Origin of the sequence: Archaeoglobus sulfaticallidus PM70-1 (assembly GCF_000385565.1) — an archaeon.
GTDB lineage: Archaea > Halobacteriota > Archaeoglobi > Archaeoglobales > Archaeoglobaceae > Archaeoglobus_A > Archaeoglobus_A sulfaticallidus.
This window is the reverse complement of sequence record NC_021169.1, coordinates 936,694-961,793: the sequence shown is the minus strand read 5'-3', so window position 1 is coordinate 961,793 and position 25,100 is coordinate 936,694. Positions and strand designations below refer to the sequence as shown.

Annotated in this window: 24 protein-coding genes, 3 tRNA genes and 2 pseudogenes; 12 read left to right on the top strand and 17 right to left on the bottom strand. The window is 42.3% G+C overall.

Going from position 1 to position 25,100, the window contains the following annotated elements; all coding sequences use genetic code 11:
- The first annotated feature begins 26 nt into the window (after window positions 1-26).
- The 6 genes from ASULF_RS05170 (at window position 27) to ASULF_RS05145 (ending at window position 5,897) form a co-directional block, all read left to right on the top strand.
- Window positions 27-1,895, top strand: a complete 1,869-nt coding sequence (locus tag ASULF_RS05170; RefSeq protein ID WP_015590642.1) for a hypothetical protein — start codon at window positions 27-29, stop codon at window positions 1,893-1,895.
- 1 nt (window position 1,896) lies between these two features.
- On the top strand, window positions 1,897-2,919 hold the full coding sequence (locus ASULF_RS05165; protein WP_015590641.1) for a DUF4350 domain-containing protein: 1,023 nt from the start codon (window positions 1,897-1,899) through the stop codon (window positions 2,917-2,919).
- A complete protein-coding gene (locus ASULF_RS05160; protein WP_015590640.1) occupies window positions 2,882-3,811 on the top strand; it encodes an AAA family ATPase in 930 nt (309 codons plus the stop codon). Before ASULF_RS05165 ends, ASULF_RS05160 begins: the two co-directional genes overlap by 38 nt.
- Window positions 3,808-5,106, top strand: a complete 1,299-nt coding sequence (locus ASULF_RS05155; RefSeq protein WP_015590639.1) for a DUF58 domain-containing protein — start codon at window positions 3,808-3,810, stop codon at window positions 5,104-5,106. Before ASULF_RS05160 ends, ASULF_RS05155 begins: the two co-directional genes overlap by 4 nt.
- Window positions 5,106-5,669 (top strand): hypothetical protein, encoded by a 564-nt coding sequence (locus ASULF_RS05150; protein ID WP_015590638.1) that lies wholly within the window; start codon window positions 5,106-5,108, stop codon window positions 5,667-5,669. Before ASULF_RS05155 ends, ASULF_RS05150 begins: the two co-directional genes overlap by 1 nt.
- 156 nt (window positions 5,670-5,825) lie before the next feature.
- Window positions 5,826-5,897, top strand: a tRNA-Arg gene (locus ASULF_RS05145).
- Between the two features lie 205 nt (window positions 5,898-6,102).
- Here ASULF_RS05145 and ASULF_RS05140 read toward each other — a convergent pair.
- Window positions 6,103-6,176: transfer RNA gene (locus tag ASULF_RS05140), tRNA-Thr, on the bottom strand.
- A gap of 429 nt (window positions 6,177-6,605) precedes the next feature.
- Here ASULF_RS05140 and ASULF_RS05135 point away from each other — a divergent pair.
- Window positions 6,606-7,310 (top strand): DUF432 domain-containing protein, encoded by a 705-nt coding sequence (locus ASULF_RS05135; RefSeq protein WP_015590637.1) that lies wholly within the window; start codon window positions 6,606-6,608, stop codon window positions 7,308-7,310.
- Window positions 7,307-8,134, top strand: coding sequence for a mechanosensitive ion channel family protein (locus ASULF_RS05130; RefSeq protein ID WP_015590636.1), 828 nt, complete (start codon window positions 7,307-7,309; stop codon window positions 8,132-8,134). The genes ASULF_RS05135 and ASULF_RS05130 overlap by 4 nt, the downstream gene beginning before the upstream one ends.
- On the opposite strand, the gene ASULF_RS05125 is transcribed toward ASULF_RS05130, so the two are convergent.
- Window positions 8,131-10,356: an amino acid permease gene (locus ASULF_RS05125; protein ID WP_015590635.1), complete on the bottom strand. Its 2,226-nt coding sequence runs from the start codon at window positions 10,354-10,356 to the stop codon at window positions 8,131-8,133. The two genes, ASULF_RS05130 and ASULF_RS05125, sit on opposite strands and share 4 nt — an antisense overlap.
- A 144-nt stretch (window positions 10,357-10,500) precedes the next feature.
- Window positions 10,501-11,181 carry a 30S ribosomal protein S3ae gene (locus tag ASULF_RS05120; protein WP_015590634.1) on the bottom strand — a complete coding sequence of 227 codons (681 nt, stop codon included), beginning with the start codon at window positions 11,179-11,181 and terminating at the stop codon, window positions 10,501-10,503.
- Between the two features lie 57 nt (window positions 11,182-11,238).
- On the opposite strand from ASULF_RS05120, the gene cobB reads away from it, so the two are divergent.
- Window positions 11,239-11,988, top strand: a complete 750-nt coding sequence (cobB, locus tag ASULF_RS05115; RefSeq protein ID WP_015590633.1) for an NAD-dependent protein deacetylase — start codon at window positions 11,239-11,241, stop codon at window positions 11,986-11,988.
- Window positions 11,989-12,003: 15 nt separating this feature from the next.
- Here the strand turns inward: cobB and ASULF_RS05110 are convergent, their stop codons facing one another.
- Together ASULF_RS05110 and ASULF_RS05105 are read right to left on the bottom strand one after the other, a co-directional pair.
- Window positions 12,004-12,786 carry a HesA/MoeB/ThiF family protein gene (locus ASULF_RS05110; protein WP_236609718.1) on the bottom strand — a complete coding sequence of 261 codons (783 nt, stop codon included), beginning with the start codon at window positions 12,784-12,786 and terminating at the stop codon, window positions 12,004-12,006.
- A 1-nt stretch (window position 12,787) separates the two neighbouring features.
- The gene (locus tag ASULF_RS05105; RefSeq protein ID WP_015590631.1) at window positions 12,788-13,888 is read right to left on the bottom strand and encodes a DUF362 domain-containing protein; all 1,101 of its coding nucleotides are present in this window, start codon (window positions 13,886-13,888) and stop codon (window positions 12,788-12,790) included.
- A 96-nt stretch (window positions 13,889-13,984) separates the two neighbouring features.
- Here ASULF_RS05105 and ASULF_RS05100 point away from each other — a divergent pair.
- A tRNA-Ser gene (locus ASULF_RS05100) sits at window positions 13,985-14,067 on the top strand.
- Between the two features lie 150 nt (window positions 14,068-14,217).
- On the opposite strand, the gene ASULF_RS05095 is transcribed toward ASULF_RS05100, so the two are convergent.
- The 10 genes and pseudogenes from ASULF_RS05095 to ASULF_RS05060 form a co-directional block, all read right to left on the bottom strand.
- Entirely contained in the window at window positions 14,218-14,454 is a 237-nt protein-coding gene (locus ASULF_RS05095; protein ID WP_015590630.1) for a DUF5395 family protein, read from the bottom strand.
- Between the two features lie 63 nt (window positions 14,455-14,517).
- Window positions 14,518-15,972: a putative sulfate exporter family transporter gene (locus tag ASULF_RS05090; protein ID WP_015590629.1), complete on the bottom strand. Its 1,455-nt coding sequence runs from the start codon at window positions 15,970-15,972 to the stop codon at window positions 14,518-14,520.
- 23 nt (window positions 15,973-15,995) lie between these two features.
- Window positions 15,996-16,139 (bottom strand): hypothetical protein, encoded by a 144-nt coding sequence (locus tag ASULF_RS11915; RefSeq protein ID WP_015590628.1) that lies wholly within the window; start codon window positions 16,137-16,139, stop codon window positions 15,996-15,998.
- A gap of 130 nt (window positions 16,140-16,269) precedes the next feature.
- Entirely contained in the window at window positions 16,270-18,504 is a 2,235-nt protein-coding gene (locus ASULF_RS05085; protein ID WP_015590627.1) for a PAS domain S-box protein, read from the bottom strand.
- Window positions 18,505-18,513: 9 nt separating this feature from the next.
- Window positions 18,514-19,515, bottom strand: coding sequence for a putative sulfate exporter family transporter (locus ASULF_RS05080; RefSeq protein ID WP_015590626.1), 1,002 nt, complete (start codon window positions 19,513-19,515; stop codon window positions 18,514-18,516).
- A 106-nt stretch (window positions 19,516-19,621) separates the two neighbouring features.
- Window positions 19,622-20,461, bottom strand: coding sequence for a DMT family transporter (locus ASULF_RS05075; protein WP_015590625.1), 840 nt, complete (start codon window positions 20,459-20,461; stop codon window positions 19,622-19,624).
- 14 nt (window positions 20,462-20,475) lie between these two features.
- Entirely contained in the window at window positions 20,476-20,991 is a 516-nt protein-coding gene (locus ASULF_RS12395; protein ID WP_048098325.1) for a deoxyuridine 5'-triphosphate nucleotidohydrolase, read from the bottom strand.
- Window positions 20,992-21,048: 57 nt separating this feature from the next.
- Window positions 21,049-21,258, bottom strand: a pseudogene (locus ASULF_RS12390) (TrmO family methyltransferase domain-containing protein); the annotation flags it as partial.
- 94 nt (window positions 21,259-21,352) lie between these two features.
- The gene (locus tag ASULF_RS05065) at window positions 21,353-21,703 is read right to left on the bottom strand and encodes an SWIM zinc finger family protein (RefSeq protein ID WP_015590623.1); all 351 of its coding nucleotides are present in this window, start codon (window positions 21,701-21,703) and stop codon (window positions 21,353-21,355) included.
- Window positions 21,704-22,285 carry a DUF2150 family protein gene (locus ASULF_RS05060; protein ID WP_015590622.1) on the bottom strand — a complete coding sequence of 194 codons (582 nt, stop codon included), beginning with the start codon at window positions 22,283-22,285 and terminating at the stop codon, window positions 21,704-21,706.
- A gap of 76 nt (window positions 22,286-22,361) precedes the next feature.
- Here ASULF_RS05060 and ASULF_RS05055 point away from each other — a divergent pair, with 76 nt between their 5' ends.
- Window positions 22,362-23,417, top strand: a complete 1,056-nt coding sequence (locus ASULF_RS05055; RefSeq protein WP_048098125.1) for a hypothetical protein — start codon at window positions 22,362-22,364, stop codon at window positions 23,415-23,417.
- Window positions 23,418-23,437: 20 nt separating this feature from the next.
- Window positions 23,438-24,355: a carbohydrate kinase family protein gene (locus ASULF_RS05050; protein ID WP_015590620.1), complete on the top strand. Its 918-nt coding sequence runs from the start codon at window positions 23,438-23,440 to the stop codon at window positions 24,353-24,355.
- 41 nt (window positions 24,356-24,396) lie between these two features.
- Here the strand turns inward: ASULF_RS05050 and ASULF_RS11680 are convergent.
- Window positions 24,397-24,510: pseudogene (locus tag ASULF_RS11680) on the bottom strand (IS630 family transposase); the annotation flags it as partial.
- Between the two features lie 97 nt (window positions 24,511-24,607).
- Window positions 24,608-25,015, bottom strand: a complete 408-nt coding sequence (locus ASULF_RS05045) for a hypothetical protein (protein ID WP_015590619.1) — start codon at window positions 25,013-25,015, stop codon at window positions 24,608-24,610.
- Window positions 25,016-25,100 lie beyond the last annotated feature (85 nt).

Here is a 25,100-nt window from a genome sequence, read left to right as displayed (position 1 = left end):
AAATACTATTTGCTTTAGGTTAATCAATGCGGAAAATTTTGATAATAATACTCATTACATTTATAATATTCCCCGCAAACGGTATCAGGCATGAAATATATTCTGAGTCAAAATATAGCGATGAAGGAATATACAATTACTTCACGAAAATTCTCAAAGATTATAATTCCTGTTTGAACATGTTTTTAGATGAGAACCGTAAGGCTCTCAACGAGTCAAAATCTCTTGCAGATAAAATCAATCTAATAGTTGAAGAAAACAGGCTATATCTGGCAAAGGGTGTAAGAAGTAATGTTTCTGTCGTTTTGAAGCCATTTGTAAGGTTATCTGAGGGTACAGAATCCCTTGTAGAAAACCAGAGAATTTTTTTGGATAACATCGAGTTGGTGGGAAACTATTCATCATATCTCAAATGCAGGGATTCTCTGCTGAGAATGAAAATTGCTTTTGGTGAAATAAACAGCTCAGTGAGAGATATTGAGAAGATAGAGCTGTATAATGGCTCAAGCTTGCTAAAATTCGATGTCTCAGAGATAAAATCAACTCTTGCTGATGTTTATGATCTAATCCTGTTCTATGAAAGCCTGCTCGCTAAGTATGAATTGGAGGAAATATCTAAGCATGGGTTAGAAGGAATATTTGTATCAGTATCTGATGTGAATCCATTCATTTACCAGAACATAATAATACATGTGTATGCTGTAAATGTAACCCCCCTGTTTTTGAATATTGGTGATGAGCGTTATTCGATAAGTGGTAATGTTGAGATGGTCTATGAATTCAATAAAACCGGAAAGCACATAATCTATGCTGAAGGGATTAAAAATGGAGAAATAGTGAAATCGAACATCGTTGCAGTTAATGTAACTAAAATACCGACATACATAATTCTGCAATCCAGAACTTCAGCCTTTTTGATGGAAAATGTTGCTGTTAATGGATACCTGTTAGATTACTACAACAGGCCAGTTTTTGATAACATTACTGTAAATGTCGATGGCAGGATTCTGAACTTTACTCAGGCATTCAGTCTCAATGTAACAAGGAGTTCAGAGGGACTTGTAGACATTACAGCAATTTATCCAGGAAATGAAACTTACCAGAGCACCATGGTTAGAACATCCATCTTTTTCTCCAGATTTCCTGTCTCAATAACCCTTCAGGCAAACAGGACTGAGGTCAGCGTTAATGAGAGTGTGCTGTTTTATGGGAAAGTGTCTGCTAACGAGACTATCCAGCTACAGATCTTTGTCAATTCTACAGAAGCTGGAGCGTTGAATGCAGTTAAGGATTTCAACTTCACCCTCAGATTCCCGAAATCTGGAAAATACAGAGTTGCGGTATATTTCCCGGGAGACTCGATGTACAGGGAGGAATGGTCTAACTCTGCGGAGATACTGGTTAAAGAGGAGACAGGCTTAGCCAATTTCGTTTGGGAGAAAACAGGAATAAAGCGAACGAGTTTTATTAAAGCAGATTTTATAGGAAGCATGGGGATAGTAATTTTAATTGTTGTTGCTTTCGTTATTTTTGGCATTATTGCCCGTAAAATATTTAGAATACAGTATAAACAAGAAACTGAAACTGTTAAAACGAGTAAATCAGAGCCAGCCGAGATCAAACATGAAGAGAAAACTGAGATCGTCATACCGAAGGATATTGCCAAAGCATACAACCTGCTCTTTCAGACCATAATCGACAGATATAAGCTTAAAAAAAGCTTGACTCCAAGAGAAGTTGTTAGAGAGCTTAGAAACGAGAGCTTCATAGACAAACTGAGGTTCGTTACCAGTATCCACGAGAAGGTTATTTACGGAAAGATGAGTGCAGATGAAAAAGAAAGAGAGAAATACTTTGTCTATATAGAGGAATTGATGAAGGATATAAGGGGATAGGATGAGGGTAATCTATGCTTTTCTAATTTTCGCGGGAATTCTTCTGCTCATTCTTCCAACAGCCATCCCTGTAATAAAAACATCATCCGAATTCAGCTTGTTCAATACCAAATGGAATGGTTGCTCGGAATTTGCCAGGTTTCTCATGACTAAAGGTGAAGTAATCCCGGTCATGTATTCATACAACACGATAGACCTCAAATCAGATGGTGCCCTGATAATTGTGGGACCTGATGTTGGTTTTTCACAGCTTGAAGCTGAGGAGATAGATAAGTTCCTTGAAAATGGTGGAGTCCTACTGCTTGCGGATGATTTTGGAACGGCAAACAGTCTGCTTGAGAAACTTGCCGTTAAAGCCAGATTCTCTTCACAGCCATTAGAGGACATATTCTACAGCAAAAGATCGGAGTTTCCAGTTATAATCAGAATCGATAGGGAACTGGCTGTTGGTGTAGATAGAGTTGTGCTCAACATTCCGGCATCTGTTACTGGGGGAGAAGGTAAAGCCTTCTCAAGCAAAGTTTCTGTGGGTAAGAGCCATACGATTTTGGCGGAAGTTAAACGTGGTAACGGAAAAATAATCCTGCTCTCTGATCCGAGCGTGTTGATGAACGATATGTTTGATGAAAACAGGAAGTTCATAGAGAACTTGGTGGATTATCTTGGTGTGAAGAGGTTTTACTTTGATGAGGCACATCATTCAGACTTCAATCCATATTCAATCACTACTGTTTATGTGCAAAAGGAACTCGACAGAGGAAAAGCCTTTAATGTATTTCTTTTAGTTTTTGCTTTGGCAGTACTTATAGAGAGTGGAATTGCTGGCAAAATTTTGAACTCTGTTGTTGGAATTTTGAACAGATTGTTGAGCAGAATTCTGAAAATGGAAGAAAACATATTTGAAGACCTGCCTGACTGGGTTGATAGAAAGGTTCTCGAAAAAATGCTGAATGAAATAAAAACTGGTTCAAGGTTTGGTGATGCAAATGAAAGGTATAGAGTTCATGAAAAAGTTGAAGGATGAAATAACAAAGGCTGTCGTTGGTAAAGAAGATGTGCTGGAGCTTTTAGCAGTAGCCCTTTTATCCAGAGGTCATGTTCTGCTTGAAGGCATACCTGGTGTGGCAAAAACAACAATTGCCAAAGCGTTTGCGAAAGCCATTGGGCTAAAATTTTCGAGAGTTCAGATAACTCTCGATTTAATGCCCGCAGATATAGTAGGAGGAGCTTACTACGATCAGAGAACCTCTGAATTCAAAATCAAGAAGGGCCCGATCTTTGCCAATGTTGTTCTTGCAGATGAAATAAACCGTGCAACACCTAAAACTCAGTCTGCTTTGCTGGAGGCCATGCAAGAAAGACAGGTAACAATAGAGGGTACAACCTTCGAACTGCCAGATCCCTTTTTGCTGATAGCAACGATGAACCCAATCGAGGCTGAAGGTGTTTACAAGCTGCCAGAAGCTCAGCTTGACAGGTTCATGATGAAAATCCAGATGGGTTATCCATATAAAGATGAGGAGATACTTCTGCTAAAAAGGAAAGAATCTGGAGATTTTGGTGAGATTCAAAGAATCGTGGATAGGGAAGACGTTCTCAAGCTCATAGATGAAGCTGGCAGGATTAAAGTTAGCGATGAAGTGATAAGCTACATCTATGAAATCTCTTTCAGAACCAGAACCGATGACAGAGTTTTGCTGGGTGCGAGTCCAAGAGCCCTCGAGCATCTGCTCTTTGCCTCGAAATCTCTCGCTTTCCTGCGAGGAAGAGACTATGTAGTTCCAGATGATGTTAAGGAATTGGCCACCTCTATACTGGCTCATCGAATCTTAATTAAGGCAGAATACGAGATAGATGGATTAAAGGCTGAGGATCTGATTAAGGAGATCCTTGAGGAAGTAGAGGTCTCAAAATGAAAAGAGAGGATGTTCTGATAACACTGATCTTCTTGCTGTTCGTCCACGGATACCTGTTCAGAAATGTTTTTTCTGCCATACTTGCCTTCTCCATTGCGGTCTATCTTTCGCACATTCGCTCTCAGTTCACGCCAAAGGTTGTTGCATGGCGAGATATGAAAAAATGGTTGCAGGAAGGTCACAGGGTAAAGGTAAGATTGAAGCTGAAGAACCATGATGGTAAGGTAAAGGTTCATATCTCCGAGGAACTTCCTTTCGGATTCAAGGCTGAATTACCATCTCCACTCATCTTGAAAGAAAATGAGGAGAAAGAGGTTGAATATTCGATCATACCTGCGAAAGGAGCATATACGATCAAAGGCCCAAAGATCATAGCATCAGATGTTAGAGAGCTATACTATCAGGAATTTTTTGCTGAATCAGAGTTTGAGGTGGAAGTTTATCCATCTCTGGATAGAATAAAAGAAGAAGTCGAAATTGATACTGGGATATTATCTCTTAAAAGTATTCTGATCGGTCTGCAAAGCGTGGAGATAGATTCTTTGAGGGAGTACCAGCCGGGAGATTATGTGAAATACATAGACTGGAAAGCCACAGCAAGGCTTGGTGAACTGATAGTGAGGGAGTTTCTTAAAGAGGTTGAGGGAGACATTTACATCATACTGGATGCCGGTTTTGAGATGCGGAAGGGTGTGAGAAATGCGAAGATAGATTACGCCACAACACTGACGCTCCAGCTTATAAGCGCGCTGAAGAGGTACAGGGTTGGTCTAATAGTGTATGATGATTTTGGGGTGAAGCACAAGATAGAGCCATCAAAATCTCCAGATCGAATAAAGAAGGCTATCAGGTCCCTGAACCTGACTCCCGTATACTCCAACATTATTGGGGTAAAGGTTCCTGAAATAAGTTTTAGGTTGAAAGAAGAAAGTAGCAGGTTTTTGAGGAAAGTTCTTCCTGTGATAAAGAGAAGAAAGAGCATATCAACAGGATTGTTTGAAGCTGTTGGGTCGATAACCTCAACAGGTTTTCTTATTTTCATCTCAGACATAACAGCCCATACAGTGGAGCTTGCCAAGGTTCTGGTTGCATTGAGAGATAAACATAAGATACTGCTCATAACACCGAATCCGATTTTGTTTTACGATGAATCTAAACTCGATAAAGAGAAAATTTTATGGCTTTACAGAAGGTATGTAGAGAGGGATGAAATCGTGAAGAGATTTAGCCGGATAGTTCCAACACTGGATCTGGGGCCTTCAGATCTTATAGAGGTTATACGGGGTGCTCTGTAATGATCGCACTGGTTTTGGCATTTTTGACTGGGGTAATATATGGGTTGAAGGTGCCCCTGATCTCTCCGTTAGTTTACCTCTCGAAATTCGTGAGAAAGGATCTATTTGTTCTTCTGTTTTTTGTGTACTGCATAGCACTGAGCTATGAGCTTGAAATAAGCAACATCTATGCATACTCAGTAAATATGACCGTTATACCTGTAGCAATATCTACAATTCTGTTTCTCGATTATGGTTTGAGGTTTGATAACGATCTGAGGGCTGAAATCCGGGAAAAAAAGAATTATGTTATTGTTGGTATAGCTCTGGCCGGGTTGATTTTTAAAGAAATGTTTTTGCTGGGAAGCATTTTAGCATTGTTCTATAATTTTTCAGATACAAATCCAAGAAAATCGATTTCTGTTGTTGTTAGCGTGTTAGCTCTGGTTGTGGGCTTAATTTTTCTTAAAAATTTACTCAGTATCGGAGGGGGCGCACCAACACAGGTTGTGTTCATATCTGCCATTACCATTCTGACACTAGTTCCGTTTTGGAGGGATATAAACAAAGTGGATCTGTTTTAAGTAGATGGTTATAAATGGCTGTATCAATAGCAATCTTTCTCAGATCTTTTTTGTCAGCTAAGCAAATAATAGAGTTTCACCGAACTCTTTTTTAATCCTCAGTAGTATTTTATAGAGAACAGGTTAATTGCTTATTGGCCTCAGTGAGATGGACATGCTCTGGTGGGGTAGCGGATATCCTGGGGGGCTGCGGACTCCCCGACCCGGGTTCAACTCCCGGCCAGAGCACTGTATTTTTAGTTTAATGCCCGTCACTTTTTACGAAACCTTTGGCTAATTTTAACCAAAAATTTTTAACCAATCTGTTTGGCCCCATGTGTAGTCTATGCACGGCTATGCCCACAACAGACGAGTCCCCTGAAACGAATATGATCTCGAAAGCAAGTTAGTCAGATTATTTATGTCAAGCACTATAAAAATTGGAAGATAAAAGAGCCGTCGGCGGGATTTGAACCCGCGACCTGGTGATTACGAGTCACCCGCTCTGGCCAGCTGAGCTACGACGGCTTCAATGATATGCTTGAAGGTAAGTTTAATAAAAATTTTGTGCTGAATTTGGATTTTGGTATTGTATCCCATATAACTATCCATCCCGAACATGAAGTCCGCTCCCAAGCTCTTTTTTGACTTTTTGCTGAAGTATGTGGACGCCTGAATGTCTTTACAACTCCATATTATTCCGCTTTTCTGTACTCCTGAAATACTACTCAGCACCCTATATACACCCCATGAAACTTCAAAATTACAGAGAGATATACAAAAACTCTGTAAATGCCAGATCGAAATCAAATCCCTATCAAACTACCGAACAAATTTGCATTAACCGTTCAAACACAGATAGCATTCTGATCTCGAAAGCTTAAGTCATAACCACAACAAACTCACAACAAACCACCGCCTCGAAAAGCTTTTATCAGTTTAAAAAGAAAACCAATTGTGTACGGTTACTTCGATCTCTCCGAGTTCTCAGCAGAGTTTGATAGTGTCAGAATCAGAATCGAAAGTGATGGTTTTTACAGATACATTCGGGAAAGCCCTGATGGAAAGAAAGAAAAAATCATCCTTACCAAAGATGGTAGAATCATAATCAACCCTGTTGAGCCCGTGAACCTGCCAAAGGAGATAACAAATTTTTTGCTGATCCGGTTTAAGAAACCGGTTTTTATTGAACCCAAAACATCAATGGAAGTAAACTTAACTTTCCCTGTAGAAATCGGAGTTTTTCTTGCTGCGAAGAAAAGGGTTGATGTTATAGACATCTTCAGTCTTCAAAAACCCAAGTACACGCTGTATGGAAACCCCAGAATGGGAATAATCTGCAGGTACTGGGAGAGCGACGTTTACAGTGATGTTCCAGATGTGGATGGCTTTAGGGAAGGAGTTATGCGGTTGAGGATCACAAACAGCTCGGATGAATGGATAGAGGTGACCAATGCTGTTTTCGATATCTTCGGAATGAAGATCTACTACGACACCATGGTCTGTTCATCAGCCTCAATGAACATACTCTCACATAAGGTTGCTGAAACCTTCTTTTTAAATCAGCCTTTAAGGGAGGGAATGAAAAAGGCTCTGGAGCTATACACATCGAGAAAGATACCGGTAATGAAAAAGAAATTCGTCATGGAGTGGGGAATATGATCGACATACTGGGGCAGAAGGTTTACGGGGATGTGACCGTTCATGATATCCTGTTCGTAGTCCTGATGATGACAATAGCGACCATTGTGGCAAGAATAGTCACCACAAACATAAGGAGGGCATTAACGGACAAGATGAAGAGAGATCAGCTCGAGTTGATCCTCAAAATCGTCTATTATGGCATCATCACGATCGCTTTCATAACAGTCATGCCCACTCTCGGTCTGAATCTCTCCGGACTGCTGGTTGCCGGAGGTATAGCCGGTATCATTATAGGTTTCGCAAGCCAGAGTGTAGTCTCCAATTTAGTTTCTGGGATCTTCCTGATATCCGAGAAGCCGATAAAGATCGGAGATCAGATCAGTGTGGACGGGGTTGCTGGATATGTTGAGGACATACACATTCTGTCCACAGTGGTTCGAACCTACGATGGTCTGTATGTGAGAATACCGAACGAGAAGGTATTCACATCCAGCATAACCAACTATGTTGCGAATGTTGCAAGGAGGTTTGAGTATGTGGTTGGCATCCGCTACAGCGATGATGCTGAGAAGGCCATTCAAATAATAAATAGACTGATCGATGAGCATCCATTCGCCTTAAAGAATCCCGAGCCGCAGATTTTTGTGAATGAACTGGGAGATAATGCTGTGAACATCGTGGTCAGGATATGGGGTCCCTCCACTGAATGGTACTCCATAAAGACAGAACTGCTGTGGAAAATAAAGAAGGAGCTAGAGGAGAACGGCATAGAGATACCCTTCCCGCAGAGAACCGTCTGGTTTGCAAATGACCTGAAACTTAAAAATAATGAAAAGGACTAAAACAATCTTCTGATAATATCGTACACCTTAATCTTCTTTCTGACCATCACAACCGTTTTATTGGTCTCCTTCACGAGCTTTTCAACAAACATGCCCTTTATGAAATTCTTGAAAAATGGCTCGTCACTTGCCCCAACGAACATCATGTCGTAGTTTCTGGCAATCTCTGCTATGCCTTTTATCGGGTCATCGGATAGCTTCAGGATCTCATCTGCATCTATTCCGCTCTCCTTCCTGCAAGCCTCTATCACGGCTTTACCTTTCCTGAGCTCACTTTCATTCTTTCCGACAAAGCACAGCGAGACATCGAATTTTGAAATCTGCATCAGATCCTTGACAAGCTGGAGAGCAAACCTGACATGCGGCCCTCCTGCGGTGGGAATCAGGACTCTCTCAACTTTCTTTATGTTGAAACCAGGTTCGGGTCTTGTGACAATAACATCACATGGGGCTTTGAGCAGCACAGGATCAATTGTGCTACCAAACACGAAATCCCTTCTGAATGTTCTGCCCCTCCATCCAAGAACGACAAGATTTGCCTTGTATTCTGCAGCCTCACTTATTATCGCATCACTAACGCTGTGAGCTACTTTTATAACTCCCTTGGCTGGAGATGATGGGATTCTCAGTAACTCATCGATCTCTTCTATTTGCTCTCTTACAAGCTTCATCCCAGCCTTCAGCGGTGTCTGTTCCGGGAGCTTTACAACATTCATGACCTTTATCTCGCCATTCTTGGCTTTGGCTATGAAATCTGAAAACTCGAGAAGCATCTTCCCTATCGCCGGATTCGCGTATGCAACGAGTATTCTGTACGGCCTCTCCTCAAGGTGTCCTTCCTCGAACACTGTTTTTATCTCCTCTTTTATCGCCTCCTTGACCTTCTCCTTAGAATAGGAAGAGTATATCACTATCCCGAGCACAATCCAGAGCACCGAAACTGCCAGGGCGAGGAAACCGTGCTCGAGCATCGATATCATGAAGTACCCTATAACAAACTGAAGGATCACCGCTACTATCGGCAGATACGGAACGAAAGGAACCTTAAACGGCCTGTTTAGGTTCGGAGCCTTGTAACGCATCAGTATGAGTGTGAGATTCACCATCACGAAGAGCAGGATGAACATTATGTTTGCAGATGCTGCAACAGCCTCTATTGGCAAGCTCAGAGTCATTGCAGAGATTATTATGTACGAGAAAAAGATCGAGTTTCGCGGAGTTCTTCTCCTGACATCTATCTCCGAGAGTGCTCTCGGTAAAAACGAGTCCCTTGCCATCGCAAAGGCGACCCTTGATGATGAGTATATCGTGGCGTTCATCGCACTCGTGGTTGAAACCAGTCCGGCAAAAAGCAGAATTGCGAAGCCAAAGGGCATTATGCTTCCAGCAGTCTTTATCAGGCCGAGCTCTCCAAGCTCACCCAGGTACATCCAGCTTGGCCTGTCGCTGTCTATTCCTCCAAGAACGGAGACTGCTACAAGAATATATATCAGTGTAGCAACCCACAGCGATACGAGAACCGCCCTGGGAATGTTCTTTTCCGGGTTCTTAACTTCCTCACCGCTCTGTACGATGATCTCGTAGCCTTCAAAGGCTATGTATGTTAAACCCATCGCAGCAAGCACACCCTGCATACCGTTCGGCATAAAGGGTGTGAACCTCAACACCCATTCCGGGTTTGAGAATGTTCTGTAAACTCCAAAGATCGTGAAAACGAGCAGTATGACTACCTTGGTTAGAGTTATTATCCCTCCAACCTTTCCACTCTCCTTAACGCCAATATAGTTCACATACGCGAATAATGTAACGGCTAAAAATGATGAGACTTTTGAAACCAGAATGAAGGGCATATAGCCCTCAAGAATGACTGCAACAAAAGCTCCAAAGGTTACGGCATATAATGCACAGGCAACGCTGTGTGCGAACCAGTCGATCCACCCGGCTATAAATCCGGCTGACTGTGGGAAGCTCTCCTTGATCCAGACGTACCCTCCTCCTGCCTGTGGCATCGAGGAGCCGAGTTCTGCATAAGCCAAAGCTGTAATGGTTGCAATGAGGCCATTGAAGAAGAACGCAATGATCAGTGCTGGGCCAGAGATGCCTGCAGCAATCCCTGTCAACGCGAAAACACCGGCACCAATCATTCCCGCGATGCCTATCATTGTTATGTCAAAAAAGCCAAGGTCTTTGTTTAGCTTGACCTCAATTTTCTGAGACATCATTTTACTGGACTCTCACATCATGGTTCATAAATCTTTGGCATTTTTGAAAGTAAAAAGGAGAAATTAAAATTAATTTCAGATTAAGAACAGAAAAACAGGGAAAAGCACATCAAAAATGAAGCAAGAATAAAATAATTATTGAAATCAGGCTGCCTCTTCAGCCTTAACCTCTTCTTCTTTGGCTTTAGCCTCTTCGAAAACACCCTTTTCAATTCCCTTAGGTTCCTTCAGAAGCTCTATCTTTCTTATCTCAACTCTTCTCAGTGGATAGATCTTCTTTGCGTTCTTGTAGATCTCTGACGGAATCTTTCCAAGAATGCACTCCTGAATGAACTGAATGAATTTTGACTCGCTGCCGGTTTTGGCGATTATCTCATGCATGATAGCTCTTATTGCCCTTCTCTGGGAAGTCTTGCATCTCCTTATTGTGAACGCTACCGGCTTAACCCTAAGCACATAGCCGTCTGTAGTTGTGACATCGATCACATCCTCGATCTTTGAAGTCCTCCTCCTTGTAAGGCTGTTTATGTAGTCTCTGCCAAGCTCGTATCTGAAGAACTCGGTGTATGCGTTGTTTCCAGCAACTCTGTAAACCTTGAAGCACAGCTTCTTGTATGGATTCTGGTTTGAGTAATCGTTGGTAAGCTCAGCAAGTGTAACCTCCACAACCCTGTCAAGAACCTTCTCTGAAGCATCCGCTGGAGTTACTCCCAGTTCGGACATCCCGAAATACTCAGGAGCTATAAGCGTGAACCACTTCTTTAAAGTCCACTTATCCTTAACCCTTGCCTGTCTTTTCCTCGCCGTTTTAATCCCTCCTGACAATCCAATGAACGAGTAGAATTAATAAATTTTTTGTCTGAGGAGTGTGCAACTTTTTACATGGAAGGTATTAAAAAGATTTCCCAGATGCTTAATGAGTCCAAATATGCTGTGGTTTTCACAGGCTCTGGAATATCCGCAGAAAGCGGTATTCCAACCTTTAGAGGTGTTGACGGTCTGTGGAAGAAGTATAATCCGGAAGAGGTTGCCTCGATCTATGGGTTTAAGCGGAACCCTTCAGCATTCTGGGAGTTTGCCAAGGAGCTTATACTGAAGTCCAACGCAGAGCCAAATCCGGCACACTATGCTATTGCGGAGCTGGAGAGGGAAGGTGTTGTTAAAGCAGTCATAACCCAGAACATAGACATGCTCCACCAGAGGGCTGGGAGCAGGAGGGTTCTTGAACTTCATGGCTCGATGAACTATGTGGATTGCCTGGACTGCGAAGCTGTCTATGAATGGGAGTATATTGCGAAAATTTTGAAAGAGAGGCAGCCTGTATGCGAGAAGTGTGGTGGTGAGTTTTTGAAGCCGAGAGTTGTTTTCTTTGGGGAGCCTTTGTCATATGATGTGCTGACATCAGCAATGGAAGAAGCCAGAAAGGCAGATCTATTTTTGGTTATTGGGTCCTCGCTTGTAGTCTATCCAGCAGCGAGTTTGCCAGAGATTGCGAAGAAGAGTGGGGCAAAGCTCGCTTTGATAAATCTCGAACCTGTGGAGAAAGACTTCATCTTCGATGTGGTTGTTTATGGAAAGGCTGGAGAGGTGATGAAAAAGGTTCTAGAGGAGTTCAAAAAGCTGAGGGGTTAAGCTTAAGAGGTTAGGTTAGTATGTAACGATCCTGCACGAGTCCTCGTAGTTCTCAGGATAGATCTGCCTTAGCCTTCCGTTACATATTGGGCAGTCGTCTCTTCTTTTTATCTCTATCTTGAAAAGCTCCATGGATAGCAGATCAACCCTGAGCAAACAATCGAGCAGGTCTCCCAAGCCTGTAAGAACCTTTATAGCCTCAACAGCCTGAATGCTCCCTATAACTCCTGCTGTGGCACCTATTATTCCGGGAGTTTTCTCCGGATACGCCTCAGGGTACAGGCATCTGTAGCATGGTGAGCTATCGGTTATGGTCATAGCCTCCCCCTCAAACTCGAAGATCGCTCCATGTATCAGTGGAATCCCTTTGATTCGGCAAGCATCGTTCAACAAAAACCTCGTTCTAAAGTTGTCCGGGCATGATACAACCAGATCGTGTCCATTTATGATATCCATAACATTTCCTGGCTCTATTTTTTCCTTAAGGGTTCTGACATAGACATCTGGATTAAGCTTGCTGACGAATTCCATAGCTGATTCAGCTTTGTTCCATCCAATTTTTCCAGCATGTATGACCTGCCTTTGCAGATTGGTCTTCTCCACAGCATCGAAGTCAACTATCGTCAGTTCTCCAACTCCCGCAGAGGAGAGGTACATTATCACGGGACTGCCAAGACCTCCAGCACCAACTATCAGAACCTTTGAGCTGAGCAGTTTTTCCTGAGCTTCTTCACCAAAATACGGAATCATCAGCTGTCTGATGTATCTCTCCATATCGATGTTCATGCCAACCCTCACTTCAATCACCAACTCTAAACAATTCGTATTTTCTTTCTCCGAGTCCGATCTCCTCGGCATAATCAAGCTGGGATTGTGGAGAGGTCCAGTCCCAGAGCTTTTTGTCTCCTGTTAGAGCATCCCTGCTCGCTTCGAGCTTTTGCAAGGTTTCCAAGCATACAGCATCAACGGAGACTATGTCTCTGGAAACGAATATTCCAACATCTGGTATGATGTTATTATCGCTGTACGGATGGCAGTCGCAGTGGGGAGTTACATCAATCATGAAGTTAAAGAATGCGAAGTTCTCTTCCCCAACCACCTCGTAAACTCCTTTGGCACACTCGACTATCCTCTCTCCAATCTCTCTTCCGCCAAGCCAGGGCTCAATTGTTACCGCATCGTACTTGCAGACCTCACTGCATCCCGTGCATTTCAGGCAAATACTGTGATCTATTCTAAAGTTCTTTATCGCTCCAGCAGGGCATATTTCAACACAATCTCCACACTCTGTACAGTTCTCGTTTATGTACGGAGGATTCGGGCAGTGGAGGTCGTACTTTGATGGCTTCGCCACACAGCCAACTCCAACATTCTTTATGCTCCCGCCCATGCCAGCCATCATGTGGAGCTTGAAGTGTGTCGCACACACAACCTTATCAACACTTTCAAAAGCTTTCGCAACGAACACATCTTTCAGATGCCTTCCATTGATATTCACTTTCACAAAATCGAATCCCATTACGCCATCTGCGATTATTATTGGAGCGAGAAGCGTCTGCGAGGTGTATCCATTCTCCTCAGCAATCTCAATCCGCCCTATAGCTGATGATCTGAGCCTCGTAAGACCCAGGCCAGTGGTTTCTGTAACAAATGGTTTGCCACCCCGCTTTTTGATCTCCTTTACTATGGTTCTGATATACACCGATCGAAGGGTTTTTGTAGTTCCTCTGTCGCCAAAATGGGTTTTTACTGCGACGATATCACCTTTGTCGATGAAGTCGAGGATCTTGCTTTCATCTATCAGCCTTTTCAACTTACTGACAAGGCTGAGACTAGGCTGAAACCATTTTGATGGATCGGTAACCATTGCTCTTGAATCAGCAAAAAACACATCTGACATATATTCAAGTTATTTCCTGTATTTAAATAGTTTCGTGATGGCTGACCGTTAACTCTTTATATTCTCCAGTTCAAAAGCTATTCATAGCCGGTCACAGCCGGGGTGGCAGAGAGGCACTGCGCAGGCCTTGAGAGCCTGTGTCCCTTTGGGACGCGTGGGTTCAAGTCCCACCCCCGGCGTATCACACTGAATGAAAAATTTAAAATCTTAACTTCCTGTCTATTATCTTTTTAAAGAACTCAAGCATTTTAAAGACGATCCTCAGAAAAAAGCAGCGGTGATGTTTTAATGCAAATACAGACTTCAAGATGTAAAATGGGCGTAAAATCTTAGATGTAAATAACCCTATACAAATAATACGGGTGATACTGGATTATCCAGAATGGAATACTGCTGTAATCAAATTCCATGCTTACTTTGACTTTCTTTCCAGGATATTTCTTTCTCACAACACTTTCTATCTCTTTGTCCAGTTCGTCAAGGGTTTCTCCTTTAGCAACGATCTCACCATTTTTGGCTATCCACTGCTTGCCGTCATGCAGCAAACTTAAAACGATCTTCTCCATCGAATTCACCCATCTTGTCAGAACTTTTCAATTTTTCCTCCAACAAAAAAATAAAAAATTAAATTACTGTGGTGATGGTGGTACCATACCGTGGTGGAAGAGCCATGCGATAAACCATCCAATGGGTATAATGATCACTGCAAGGATCACCGCGTATGCAATGGCAAGCCTTCCAAGCCCCTCCTCCTTCAATGCCCTGAAGTCAGTTACGATACCGATGCTGGTGAATGTCAGCATGAAGAAGAAGTGCCTCAGTGCACCCTCGACAGGCTTAAGACCGAACTCAAGGCTCTCGTGAGACAGGATTCCAGCAAGTCCGAGACCCATGACTGAGAACATTGCTACGAAGTAACCGATGACGAACTTTGGAAATCTCCACCAGATCTCCATCTTCTGGACTTTCTCGCCTGGTTTTCTCTCGAAGTAGTAGACCCACACAGTAGCGAGAACGAATGCCCAGACACCTATGAACATGTCGATCCAGATCTTAGTCATGATGGCTGATGCGAGAATCCAGCCCTCATCCCAATAGATGCCCATGCTCGCTGCCTTTGAGATCATCAGCTGATCGAGTATTGCTCCAGCCGCAGCGTCTGCACCGTCTGTCTTAACAGTAAGACCGAGGCTTGCTCCAGCAGCGATTGGCTCGTGGAACCATGTCGTAACCAGAACACCCGGAAGAATTACAAGCTCTATAACTGCGAAAACGACTATCAGCGATGAGATCATTACAGGCACGATTGGTCTTGCTCTGATAGCTCCGGCAGTCGCTATAGCTGCAGAAACACCACATATTGAGATACCTGATGCAAGGCACGCTGACCACTCTTTTGAGAGCTTGAAAACTTTCCTACTCATTGTGTATGCAAGTGGCCAGAAGAGCAAGTATGCTGCAATTGTTGCACAGACTCCTGCGAACAGCAGGTGCATGGCAAATCCTGTAGCCTCGATAGCCTTCAGACCAAGCTTGGCACCTAATGCAACGATAGCGATCTTGATGAACCACTCTGGTCTTGCAGCCCTCTTCATGAACTCTTTGAATCCCTTTGGTGCGAAGTTACCAATGAGAAGACCTATTATTAGTGCTATGATATAGTAAGCTCCTCCTATCTGCAAGCTCCACGAAATTCCAAGTTTGGACCACTTGTTCGATGTGGCACTGAGATAACCATACTGACCGATTATGTATGCAATCGTTGTGATGATGAATATCAATGTCCATGCCTTGAGGTAGTCCTTGACATTCCATTTCATTGCCCATGCTCCAATGGCTGTAACGATTGAGAATATTACATATGATACTATTAATGAAGCTACTGGACTCATTAGGTCTTTATGTGCAGCGTGGAATGATTTCGTTATGTCTACCCAGTTGCCAAATGCGACGATCCATCCAGTCAGGTCTATTTTTGTTACTGCAGCGATCAGTCCAAGGATAACAAAGAACAGCCCTATCCAGAATGCCCACCAGTCCTCTGTGCTAAACATTCCAGTATACCATTTCCTTTCATCCGCCATTTTATATCACCTCAACTACCACCTCAACTATACTCTGCTAGGATTGTCATGTGTATGATTGCTGCCAGCAAAATCGTCAGGACAATCCCTAGTATTACACTCCACTTAATCAGTTTCCCTTCCATTGGATCCCATGGCTCCTCCTTATAGATCTCTTCCTCCGCCATTTTTCAACACCCCATCTTATTTTTTCATCTAATTTCGGTTTTATCCAGTCCGTTCAAAAACATCTAAATCTCCAATTCCAGTTTAATATTTTCGAAGCAAATATATTTAGCAATATCGTCAAAAAAAGTGTCAAATAGTGTCAGCAGTTCGGTGAGAAATAACGAAGTAATCCTTGCCCTTGTCAGTCAATTCGACAATTTTTATTCTTCCCTCTTTCTCGATTTTTATGAGCCCTCTGCTGGCAAGGTAGCTCAGCCTTTTTTTGATTGTATTTCTCGCAAGACCGAATTTCTCCATGAGTTCTTTTATTGATGGTCTGTTTCCAACTCTGTTCTCCATGTATATGTGTCTCATGAGCTGGTAAACCTCTCCAGGAAGGTCGTGCTCTTTCTGTTTGATCGATTCACATTCTTTCTTCAGAATTTTAAGCTCACTCTCCGAGATTAAGGAGGGATCGATGTGAAATATCACAACTCCTTTGGAGAATAGATAGAAGGCATCCTTTATCTCCTGAATGAACTCTAAAACTTCAGAAAACTGTGTTTTCATCAGTATGTAATCAAGATCGATAACAACGGCATTGTTCCAGCCCTGCATGTGTATTATGCTCTCTCTCAAAACCTTGGGATCTGGCTTAACTGTGTTGAAATTCTCCTTTTCTGATAAATAGAACACTCTCGCTCCTTCGCATTTAATATCCTCGGAGTTTCTGCGTGTGAATATGTACCCATCAAACCCGCATTTGATCAAGTCTGACAGTATCTCATCACAAAGGTCGGTGGAATGTTCTATGAGGTAAACTTTTCCTTTCTCTATACTGTATCTGGATATCCTCCTTAAAAGCTCCTTTTCAGCTTTGAGTTTCGATGAAATGTCTCTTGCTATGAATGATATCCTTGTCAGCTTACCATCAGAGTCATAAACAGGGATGGCTGTAACCTCAACAAAAATGATCTTACCATCTTTTGTTATCCTTCTGGTTTCGTATGTAAGATTTTCTTTCCCAATTTTCTCCTTAACATTTGATATTTCCTTTTTCAGCTCTTCGGGGACTATGATGTTCACATCCTGCCCAAGAATCTCCTCTCTCCTCCACCCGAAAAGCCTCTCTGCAGTTCTGTTCCAGCTTGTTATTTTATTATCCAGGTCAATGGAATATATCGCATCGTTGGAGTTCTCTACAATCTTCGCAAGATATTCAAGTTCTCTTTTTGATTCCTCGAGCTCTTTAGTTCTTTCTTCAAGCTCTTTATATGCTGTCCTCAACGCCATCTCAGCCTTCTTTCTCTCCGTAATATCCCTCATTATCGCAACGAATCCTGTTAGCTCTCCCTGAGAATCATGGATCGCTGTTACTGTCTGATCAACAACAACAATCTTTCCATTTTTTGATATTCTGATCGCCTCTATATCTCTGGCAAAACCCTCATTGACGACTTTTTTAAAGTTTTCAGCACAGTCTTTATGCTTCTCAGGGGGGATGAGTGTCGAAAGTGGTTTTCCAACCATCTCCTCAGCCGTGTAACCAAACATCTTCTCGGCTCCCTTATTCCATGAGACTATTCTCGTGTCTAAATCGAGAGAGACTATGGCATCTATCGTATGTTCAAGAATGCTTACAAGGTACGCTGTCTCCTGTTCAGCCTTTTTTCTGAGGCTGATATCTCTTGCTACACACCTGTAGCCTTTAAAGTTCCCGCTGTCGTCGTGGAAAGGCTTACCGGAAATCTCGAGAACTACGTCCTGATTGGCTAAACGAACATCCAGACCGCTAAACTCTTTTTTTTCAGCCAAAACTTCCATCACACTGTGTCTATCCTGGCTATCGATAAACTCAAGAAGAGGTCTGTTTATTATCTCATAGGGACTTCTATCAAGAAAATCGAGGCATCTCGAGCTGGAGTATGTGATGATTAAGTCCTCGTTTATCTCAAAAACCCAGTCGTTTATATTTTCAACAAGAGATCTGTATTTTTCTTCATTCTCCTTTATCACTTCTCTCTGCCTCATTATCTCATATGCCATAATGTTGAACGAATCTGCAAGTTCTTCAAGCTCATCTCCTGTGTTTACTTTTACATAGGCCTTTTCACCATTTGCTAACTTAGTAAATCCCTCTTTTACCCTTTTTATTGGCTCAACAATACTTCCAGCAGCAAAAAGAGAGGTACCGAAAAGAATTATGCCTATATACACAAGATACTCAAAAGCGAACCTCCTTGGGAAATAAAAAGTCGCAACATATAGCGAGAGAGATAATGTGGAGAAGAACAGCGAAACAAGAACTATTTTCAGGAATATCGGAAATCTATACGCTTTCTTTATTTCCATCGGGTTGAAGCTCTTTATCATCCACTTCTCCATAAAACCACCTCACACAAAACTCAGCAAAAGGAGAGAGAATATCACCGAGAAGCACCACCCGGCATAGACAATGATTAGAGGAGATAACCCAACATTTTGAATATCGCTGAGATTAACTGAAAAACCAATGGACGCAAGGGTTATTGCAAAAGCCAGTGTTGAAAGGGGCTGGAACACAACAATAACCTCGTACGGAATTAGGTTCTGGGAGAGAAAAGCTACGAGTATGAATGCCACAATATACCACGGCACATAGAATTTCTGATCAGAGTACAGGAAAGAGACGAGCAGCACAACTACTGCAATCATCGCAATTCGTATCGCCTTTATTGCAAGAGCAAGAGTCTCAACATGCTCACCGAACTGATTTGTGGCTATTTTCACGAGACCTGTTTGCTGGAGCGTTGAACCACTCAGCAAGGCGTATTTGATCTCAGGAAGGTTAAGGGAGTAATAAAGGGATGGATATATCACCGCTCCGGTCAGTCCAACAACCGTTATTATAATTATCGAAGTGGAGAACTCTCTATTCTTGGGATTTATTATTGATGAGACAATTGCTATTGCTGAGGCTCCGCAAATCGCGTTTCCGCATACAAGAAGGGTTGTAAACTTGTTGCTTAAGTTGTTGGCTCTCGCAAGCAGGTATACACTAAATCCCAAGGATATCGTGCTTATCAATGTAACGGCGATGTATGCAGGAGGTATCTCAATCTCCTTTGGAAAAATTATGTTTGATCCATACAGGATAATGCCAACCGGTAGAGTTATGCTCAAAGCTTTTTGAGATATTATCTCTTTTTTCTTACCCCCGTACAGTGATCCAAAAACGATTCCCATGAACAGTGCCATGAAGAGGGTATCAAATGCTGGATCGATCAGACTGATAGCGTATGCTAACAATCCAGAGGTTATTATAAGCGATACCGCAAAAAAATTCTGTTTGATGTCTCTCAATCCAGTAATGGTCGTTCTCTTAAGACTCTCTGCAGTGATGATTTTTCTCTCCATGATGTTGTTAAGTAAGGGTTGACTATATTTTACTTTTGACAGTTTTTGACAGTTTTGATGACAATGTGGTTGATGAGTTTGAACTAGGTATATATGGTGAGCTCAATCAGGATTCCGTTAGGGAGATTCCTATTACTGATACAATAATTAAAAATGCTCCCAGATACTGCACAACAGATAGGCTTTCATTCAAAATGATTATCGCAAAAATATGGGAAAAAACTCCCTCCATAGAGAATATTATTGCTGCATCACTGGATCTTGTAAAGCCCTGTGCGTAGTTCTGGGCTATTTTTGCCAGAGTTGTTGCAAATACTGCGGTTATAATTAGAGCTACAATCACATCTTGGTTTATCTGACTTATTGCAAATCTTTCCTCAAACATTGTCAGTGGAGCAGAGAAGAGTACAACAGCCAAGGTCTGACCGAAGGCAAGCATAACCGGGTCGTTATTTCTGGCATAATTCGAGATCAGAACGATCTCCATTGCAAAGAAAATTGCACACAGGAATACGAAGAGATCTCCTATGTTGACCTCCCCGCTGAATCCTGATATCAGGTAAAGGCCGAGGAAGGCAAGTATGATCCATAAGACCTCTTTCTCTGTGATCTTTACTCTGTACAGGATATATGCTATTGCAGGGGTTAGAACGACATATGTTGATGTTATAAAACCGGCATTGGTTGCAGTTGTGAATTCGATCCCTATGGTTTGGGTAGTATAACCAAGAAAAACAACGATGCCGATCATCAATCCGATTTTTATCTGATTGAAGTCACTCTTTCTCAGGAGAAATGGTATGAAAAGAAGTGATGCAATAGCGAACCTTATTGTGTTGAAGGTGATTGGGGAAATACTGTTCAGAGCTACCTTAATCACTGGAAAGGTAATCCCCCATATAAACGCAACCGATAAGAGAATCAGGTCTGCGTAGATTCTTTTCATGATCTGTTACAGGATCAGATGTTCTCGTTCAGGTAAACCCCATTGTATGGTTTTGTCCGCTCTGTGAGCTTTATGAAAACTAACTGTACGATTCTGGCATCCTTTTTGAGCATTATGCCTTCGGAATTGTAAACGACTATTCCCACTTCACTTCTACCCCTGTATCCGGCGTCCCATACTGCAGTCAGCACATTAGCTCCACTTCTTATCAGCGTGGAGCGGGGTCTGGCAAATGCCATTATGTCCTCTGAAAGGCTCACGATCTCATTCAGAGTTGCCCTGTAAACTCCTTTTTCAAGAAACACCCATCCATTTTCATCGAACTCGATTTCCAGGGTTTCTGGAATAACCCTCTCGCTGTTGTCGAAGTCTATCCTGCCCATTCCCTTAATCCTTGACACCTTCTTTAGCGTGCAATCAAAACCATTCGGCTGAATCTGGGTTTCCAGATCGATGTAGTCGGTTATGAGATTCTCATTTCTAATCCTCTTCAGAATGTCCTCAGCTGAAAGAACAGATCCATACGGCACATCATACACCTCAGCAAACGGTTTTATATCAACAACCGGAGAGTTCTCAAGGGCGTCAAGCCCATCAACCTTTATGATATTCTTTTCTATCTTTCTTATCTTTACAGCGCTTAAACCGATTTTATTAATTCTGTAAGGACTTCTCGTCGAGAAAACACCCCTCAAAGGTTTTCTTGTATCGCCTTTTGGATGAACTCTGATTTTCTCAGTGGATAGATGGAAGATGTAAAGCACCCATATCAACATTCCCTCGCTCAACCCGTCCATCGCCGGGATGAATTCCTCGAGTATCTCGATTTCATCTTTCTTCCTGACATATCCTATCGGTTTCAACTCAAAAGAACTCACGAGATCACCCTAGTTACCTCTTCTCGAGATAATCTGTGTAGTACTTGTCGAATTTCCTGTAATGTCCGATCTTTCTGGCAATCAGCATTGCAATGATGTGTGAGCAGGGTTTTTTCCCCTTCAGGTTAATCTGAAAATCCTCGCAGGTGCAAAAATTCTCTTCAACAATGTATTCGTTCTCCCCGACCACAATGAAAAAGTCCCTGTATTTTTTGACCCTGTCCTCTTTGAGATATATGAACGCCTTTTCGCCTCTTTTCCCATACTCGAAAAGCAGTTTTTTGTATAATTCAAAATCTATTCCCTTTTTTGCGGTCTCAATCACGTCTTTGCGTATTTCGAACTCCTTTACCATCTCTGCCATTTACTCTTCGTCAAGACCCTCTTCGCCAATTTCTGAGATGTCTATCTCTGAAAGAAGCATCACGGTGTTTATAGCATCTATGCCGTCCAGCCAGTTTAGGAGTACAAGCTCTTCATCGGATATATCAAATTCTGGAAGCTTTTCACCACCAATAACCTTTGCTCCCATTCTTGCTAAGATCTCAAAAGCTTTGTTTAGGTCTCCTTCCTTCTCCTTCTTAATTGCCTGGCTTAAAAGCGAATTAAAATCTTTTTTGCTGCTCTTTCCCTGAAGATAGAGTTTTGTCGATTCAAGAATTATTCTCATACTCTCTTTGGCAAAGTCAAAGAATTCTCCTTTAAATTCATCGTTAAAAGTGTATTCAATATTGAAAACACCATAAACCTCTTCAATCTCCTTCAAAGCCTCCTTTTTATTCAACTCCCTGTTCTTTACAGATCTAACAAGATGAAGACATGCAACGACAAAATCCTCTATCATTTTGTCGAATACCTCAAAGCTTTCTGCGTTTTCGAAGTCGATTTTTTCCTCGTTTATTCTGTTAACCCAGTTGCTGAGTCTTTCCTCTGTATAGAATGCCATTCTATCCCTCCTCTTATATCAACACAACAAAGGTAAAAGCTTAATAAATATTTATTGTTCGTAGCACATGGTATCTATGGACTTCTTCACAGACTGGGAAGGGCCATGGGTTACTACAGACTTCGCCCTCGAAATCTCGGAAGTGCTTGGCAGTAAAGCCTTCTTTGAAAGGCTCAGCCAATATGACGATTACCTCTATTTTGTTGAAAGAAGGAAAGGCTACAACGCCGGTGATACGCTGAAGCTGTTAGCCCCTTTTATATGTGTGATGGGTCTCGATTCAAAAAAGCTTAAAGCTTTAGCCGAGAATGTCAGGTTCGTTAGAGATGCAGATGCAGCAATGAAAATTTTGCTTAGAAAATACAAGCCAGTGGTAATCTCCACAAGCTACGATCAATTTTTAAAGACAAGTGCTGGGAAAATTGGCATACAGGATAGGCTTCATGGAACGAGAATGGATGTTGACAGGCTGTCTGAGTATTTTGACGATAGGGATAGAGAAGTTGCCAGCAGCCTGATCGAGAAGATTTCTAAGCTACCAGAGATAAAAGTTGATGTAGAGAACAGGACGGTTAATGAATCTGCAACGAGGACAATAGATTTCCTGAACGATCTCTTCTGGGGGAATAGCGATTTCTCCAAGAAGATCAGGAGAGTGATGGGTGAGGTTGTGGTGATTGGTGGTAGAAAAAAGCTGGAGACTTTGCTCGCGTATGAGCCGAAAGAGAGGATAATCGCAATCGGTGACAGCATCTCGGATTTTGAGATGCTTGAGTGGGTTAGGAAAAGGGGCTTGGCAGTTTCCTTCAACGGAAATGAATATGCACTGATGAACTCCAGTCTGGCCGTCATAAGCAATTCAGCCTTTTCAGAAGCAGCTGTTGTGGATGCATATCTTGCCAATGGATTTGATGGCTTGAAAGAATTTCTTAAACTATTCGAGGATAAAAAATGGGATGAGCTTAAGGATGTTGTAGATGAAGAAATAGTTGAGGGTTTGAAGTGTTCTGAGACGGAGTATTACTTACTCGAGGGTAGTGTTGGCTCTGACGATAAAGTTGATCCCAAAATAGTTGAGAAATCCAAAAGGATGAGAAAACTCGTTAGAGGGGATGCCGGAAAACTTGGTTGATAGAAAGAAGGGGTGGAAGTATGGTTGATATGTTCGATGTTGTTGGATTCGGGGCGATAAACCTCGACAAGATATACCGGGTGGATAAGATACCGGGAAAGGATGAAGAGGGGTTTGTAAAAGATGTTGAGCTTCATGCTGGTGGTAGCTCTGCAAACACGATAGCCGGGCTGGCAAGGTTCGGTTTGAAAACGGCATTTATAGGAACAGTTGGCAGTGATGAGGATGGCAAGTTTCTCCTCAACGATTTTGAGCGGGAGGGAGTGGACACATCTCTGATCCTGAAACAGGATGGACGGAGTGGTAATGCTCTAATCTTTGTTGATGACTCCGGAAATAGAGCCATTCTTGTTGATCCGGGGGTTAATGATACGATAAGGTATGACAGCATATCAAAAAATTTCAGGGCCAAGCTTATACATCTGACATCTTTTATCTGTAAGAACGGTATTGATTCTTTTGAAAGTCAGAAGAGAATTGTTGAGGAAGGTATAGCTGAAATATCTTTTGATCCCGGGCTTATATATGTTGAGAGAGGTTTGAATGAGCTTGAAGGGATAATAAAGAAGACAACCATATTCATGCCGAGCAGAAATGAAATAGAGCTTCTGATGAACATGGACTATGTTGATGCAGCCAAGGAGATAGTTTCGATGGGCTGCAAGATCGTTGTTGTTAAACTGGGCAAAGATGGCTGTTATATCAGCGATGGTGAGAAGGAGTTCTGTGTGAAGGCTTACAGAACGAAGCCGGTTGATACTACTGGAGCGGGAGATGCGTTCAATGCGGGCTTTATCTACGGATACATCAAGGGCTACCCCCTAGATAAATGTGGTAAAATTGGAAACTTTTCAGCGATGAAAAATATCCAGAAGGTTGGAGCTAGAGCGGGAATACCCAGTAAGAAAGAGTTGCAGGAGTTTCTAGATAATCTGTGAGCTGAGATGGTAAATTTTAAATCCCCAAAATTTTTTTATGGTTAAGTGCAAAACATCTTAAACTCATCTCCCAAGAACTCAATCCAGCTCTTTGCAAAAGATATCGACTCTGTTAGTTTCCTGAAAGCTGCAATTGCTATCTTGCTTTTTATATCCAAAGGTTATATTTCAGAACTGCCCTTTTAACGCTATTTAAATCTCAATCGGATTGAAAAAAGTAAGGAGAATTTATCTTTCTTTATATTTATCTTCTCAACTTCTATACTTTGCTCCCCATCCATGTCTCATTTCGCTTCCGTCACAGTTGCCGCAGCTGTGATCCTGCCAGTACTGCCCATGATTCCCATGATGGGCCCCGTGATGTCCCTGCTGCAGGCTCTCGTTCATCATTCGAAGCTGGCCTACTTCTCTGTCACCGTCCAATATCGGTGCTCTGATACCCCACCATGATCTATACTCTTCACCAACTCTCAGTTTGCTTGGGTCCGCATTCTCCCACAGCACTCCAACAAACTTTCCATCGTGTATCAATCTGTAGTGGTTCTGGCAGGTTGCTTGGACTTCGGAGTTGTGCAGTACATCGTCCAGATTTTCTGCTGCTACCAGCGATACTGCTCCAATGATTACAAATACTGCTGCGAGCTTCCACATCAATCTCATCTCAATCACCTCCTACATGTGTAACATATTTGTTACGCATGTAAATAAACTTTACGGTTGAATTTTCAGCCACCGAAATATTCAA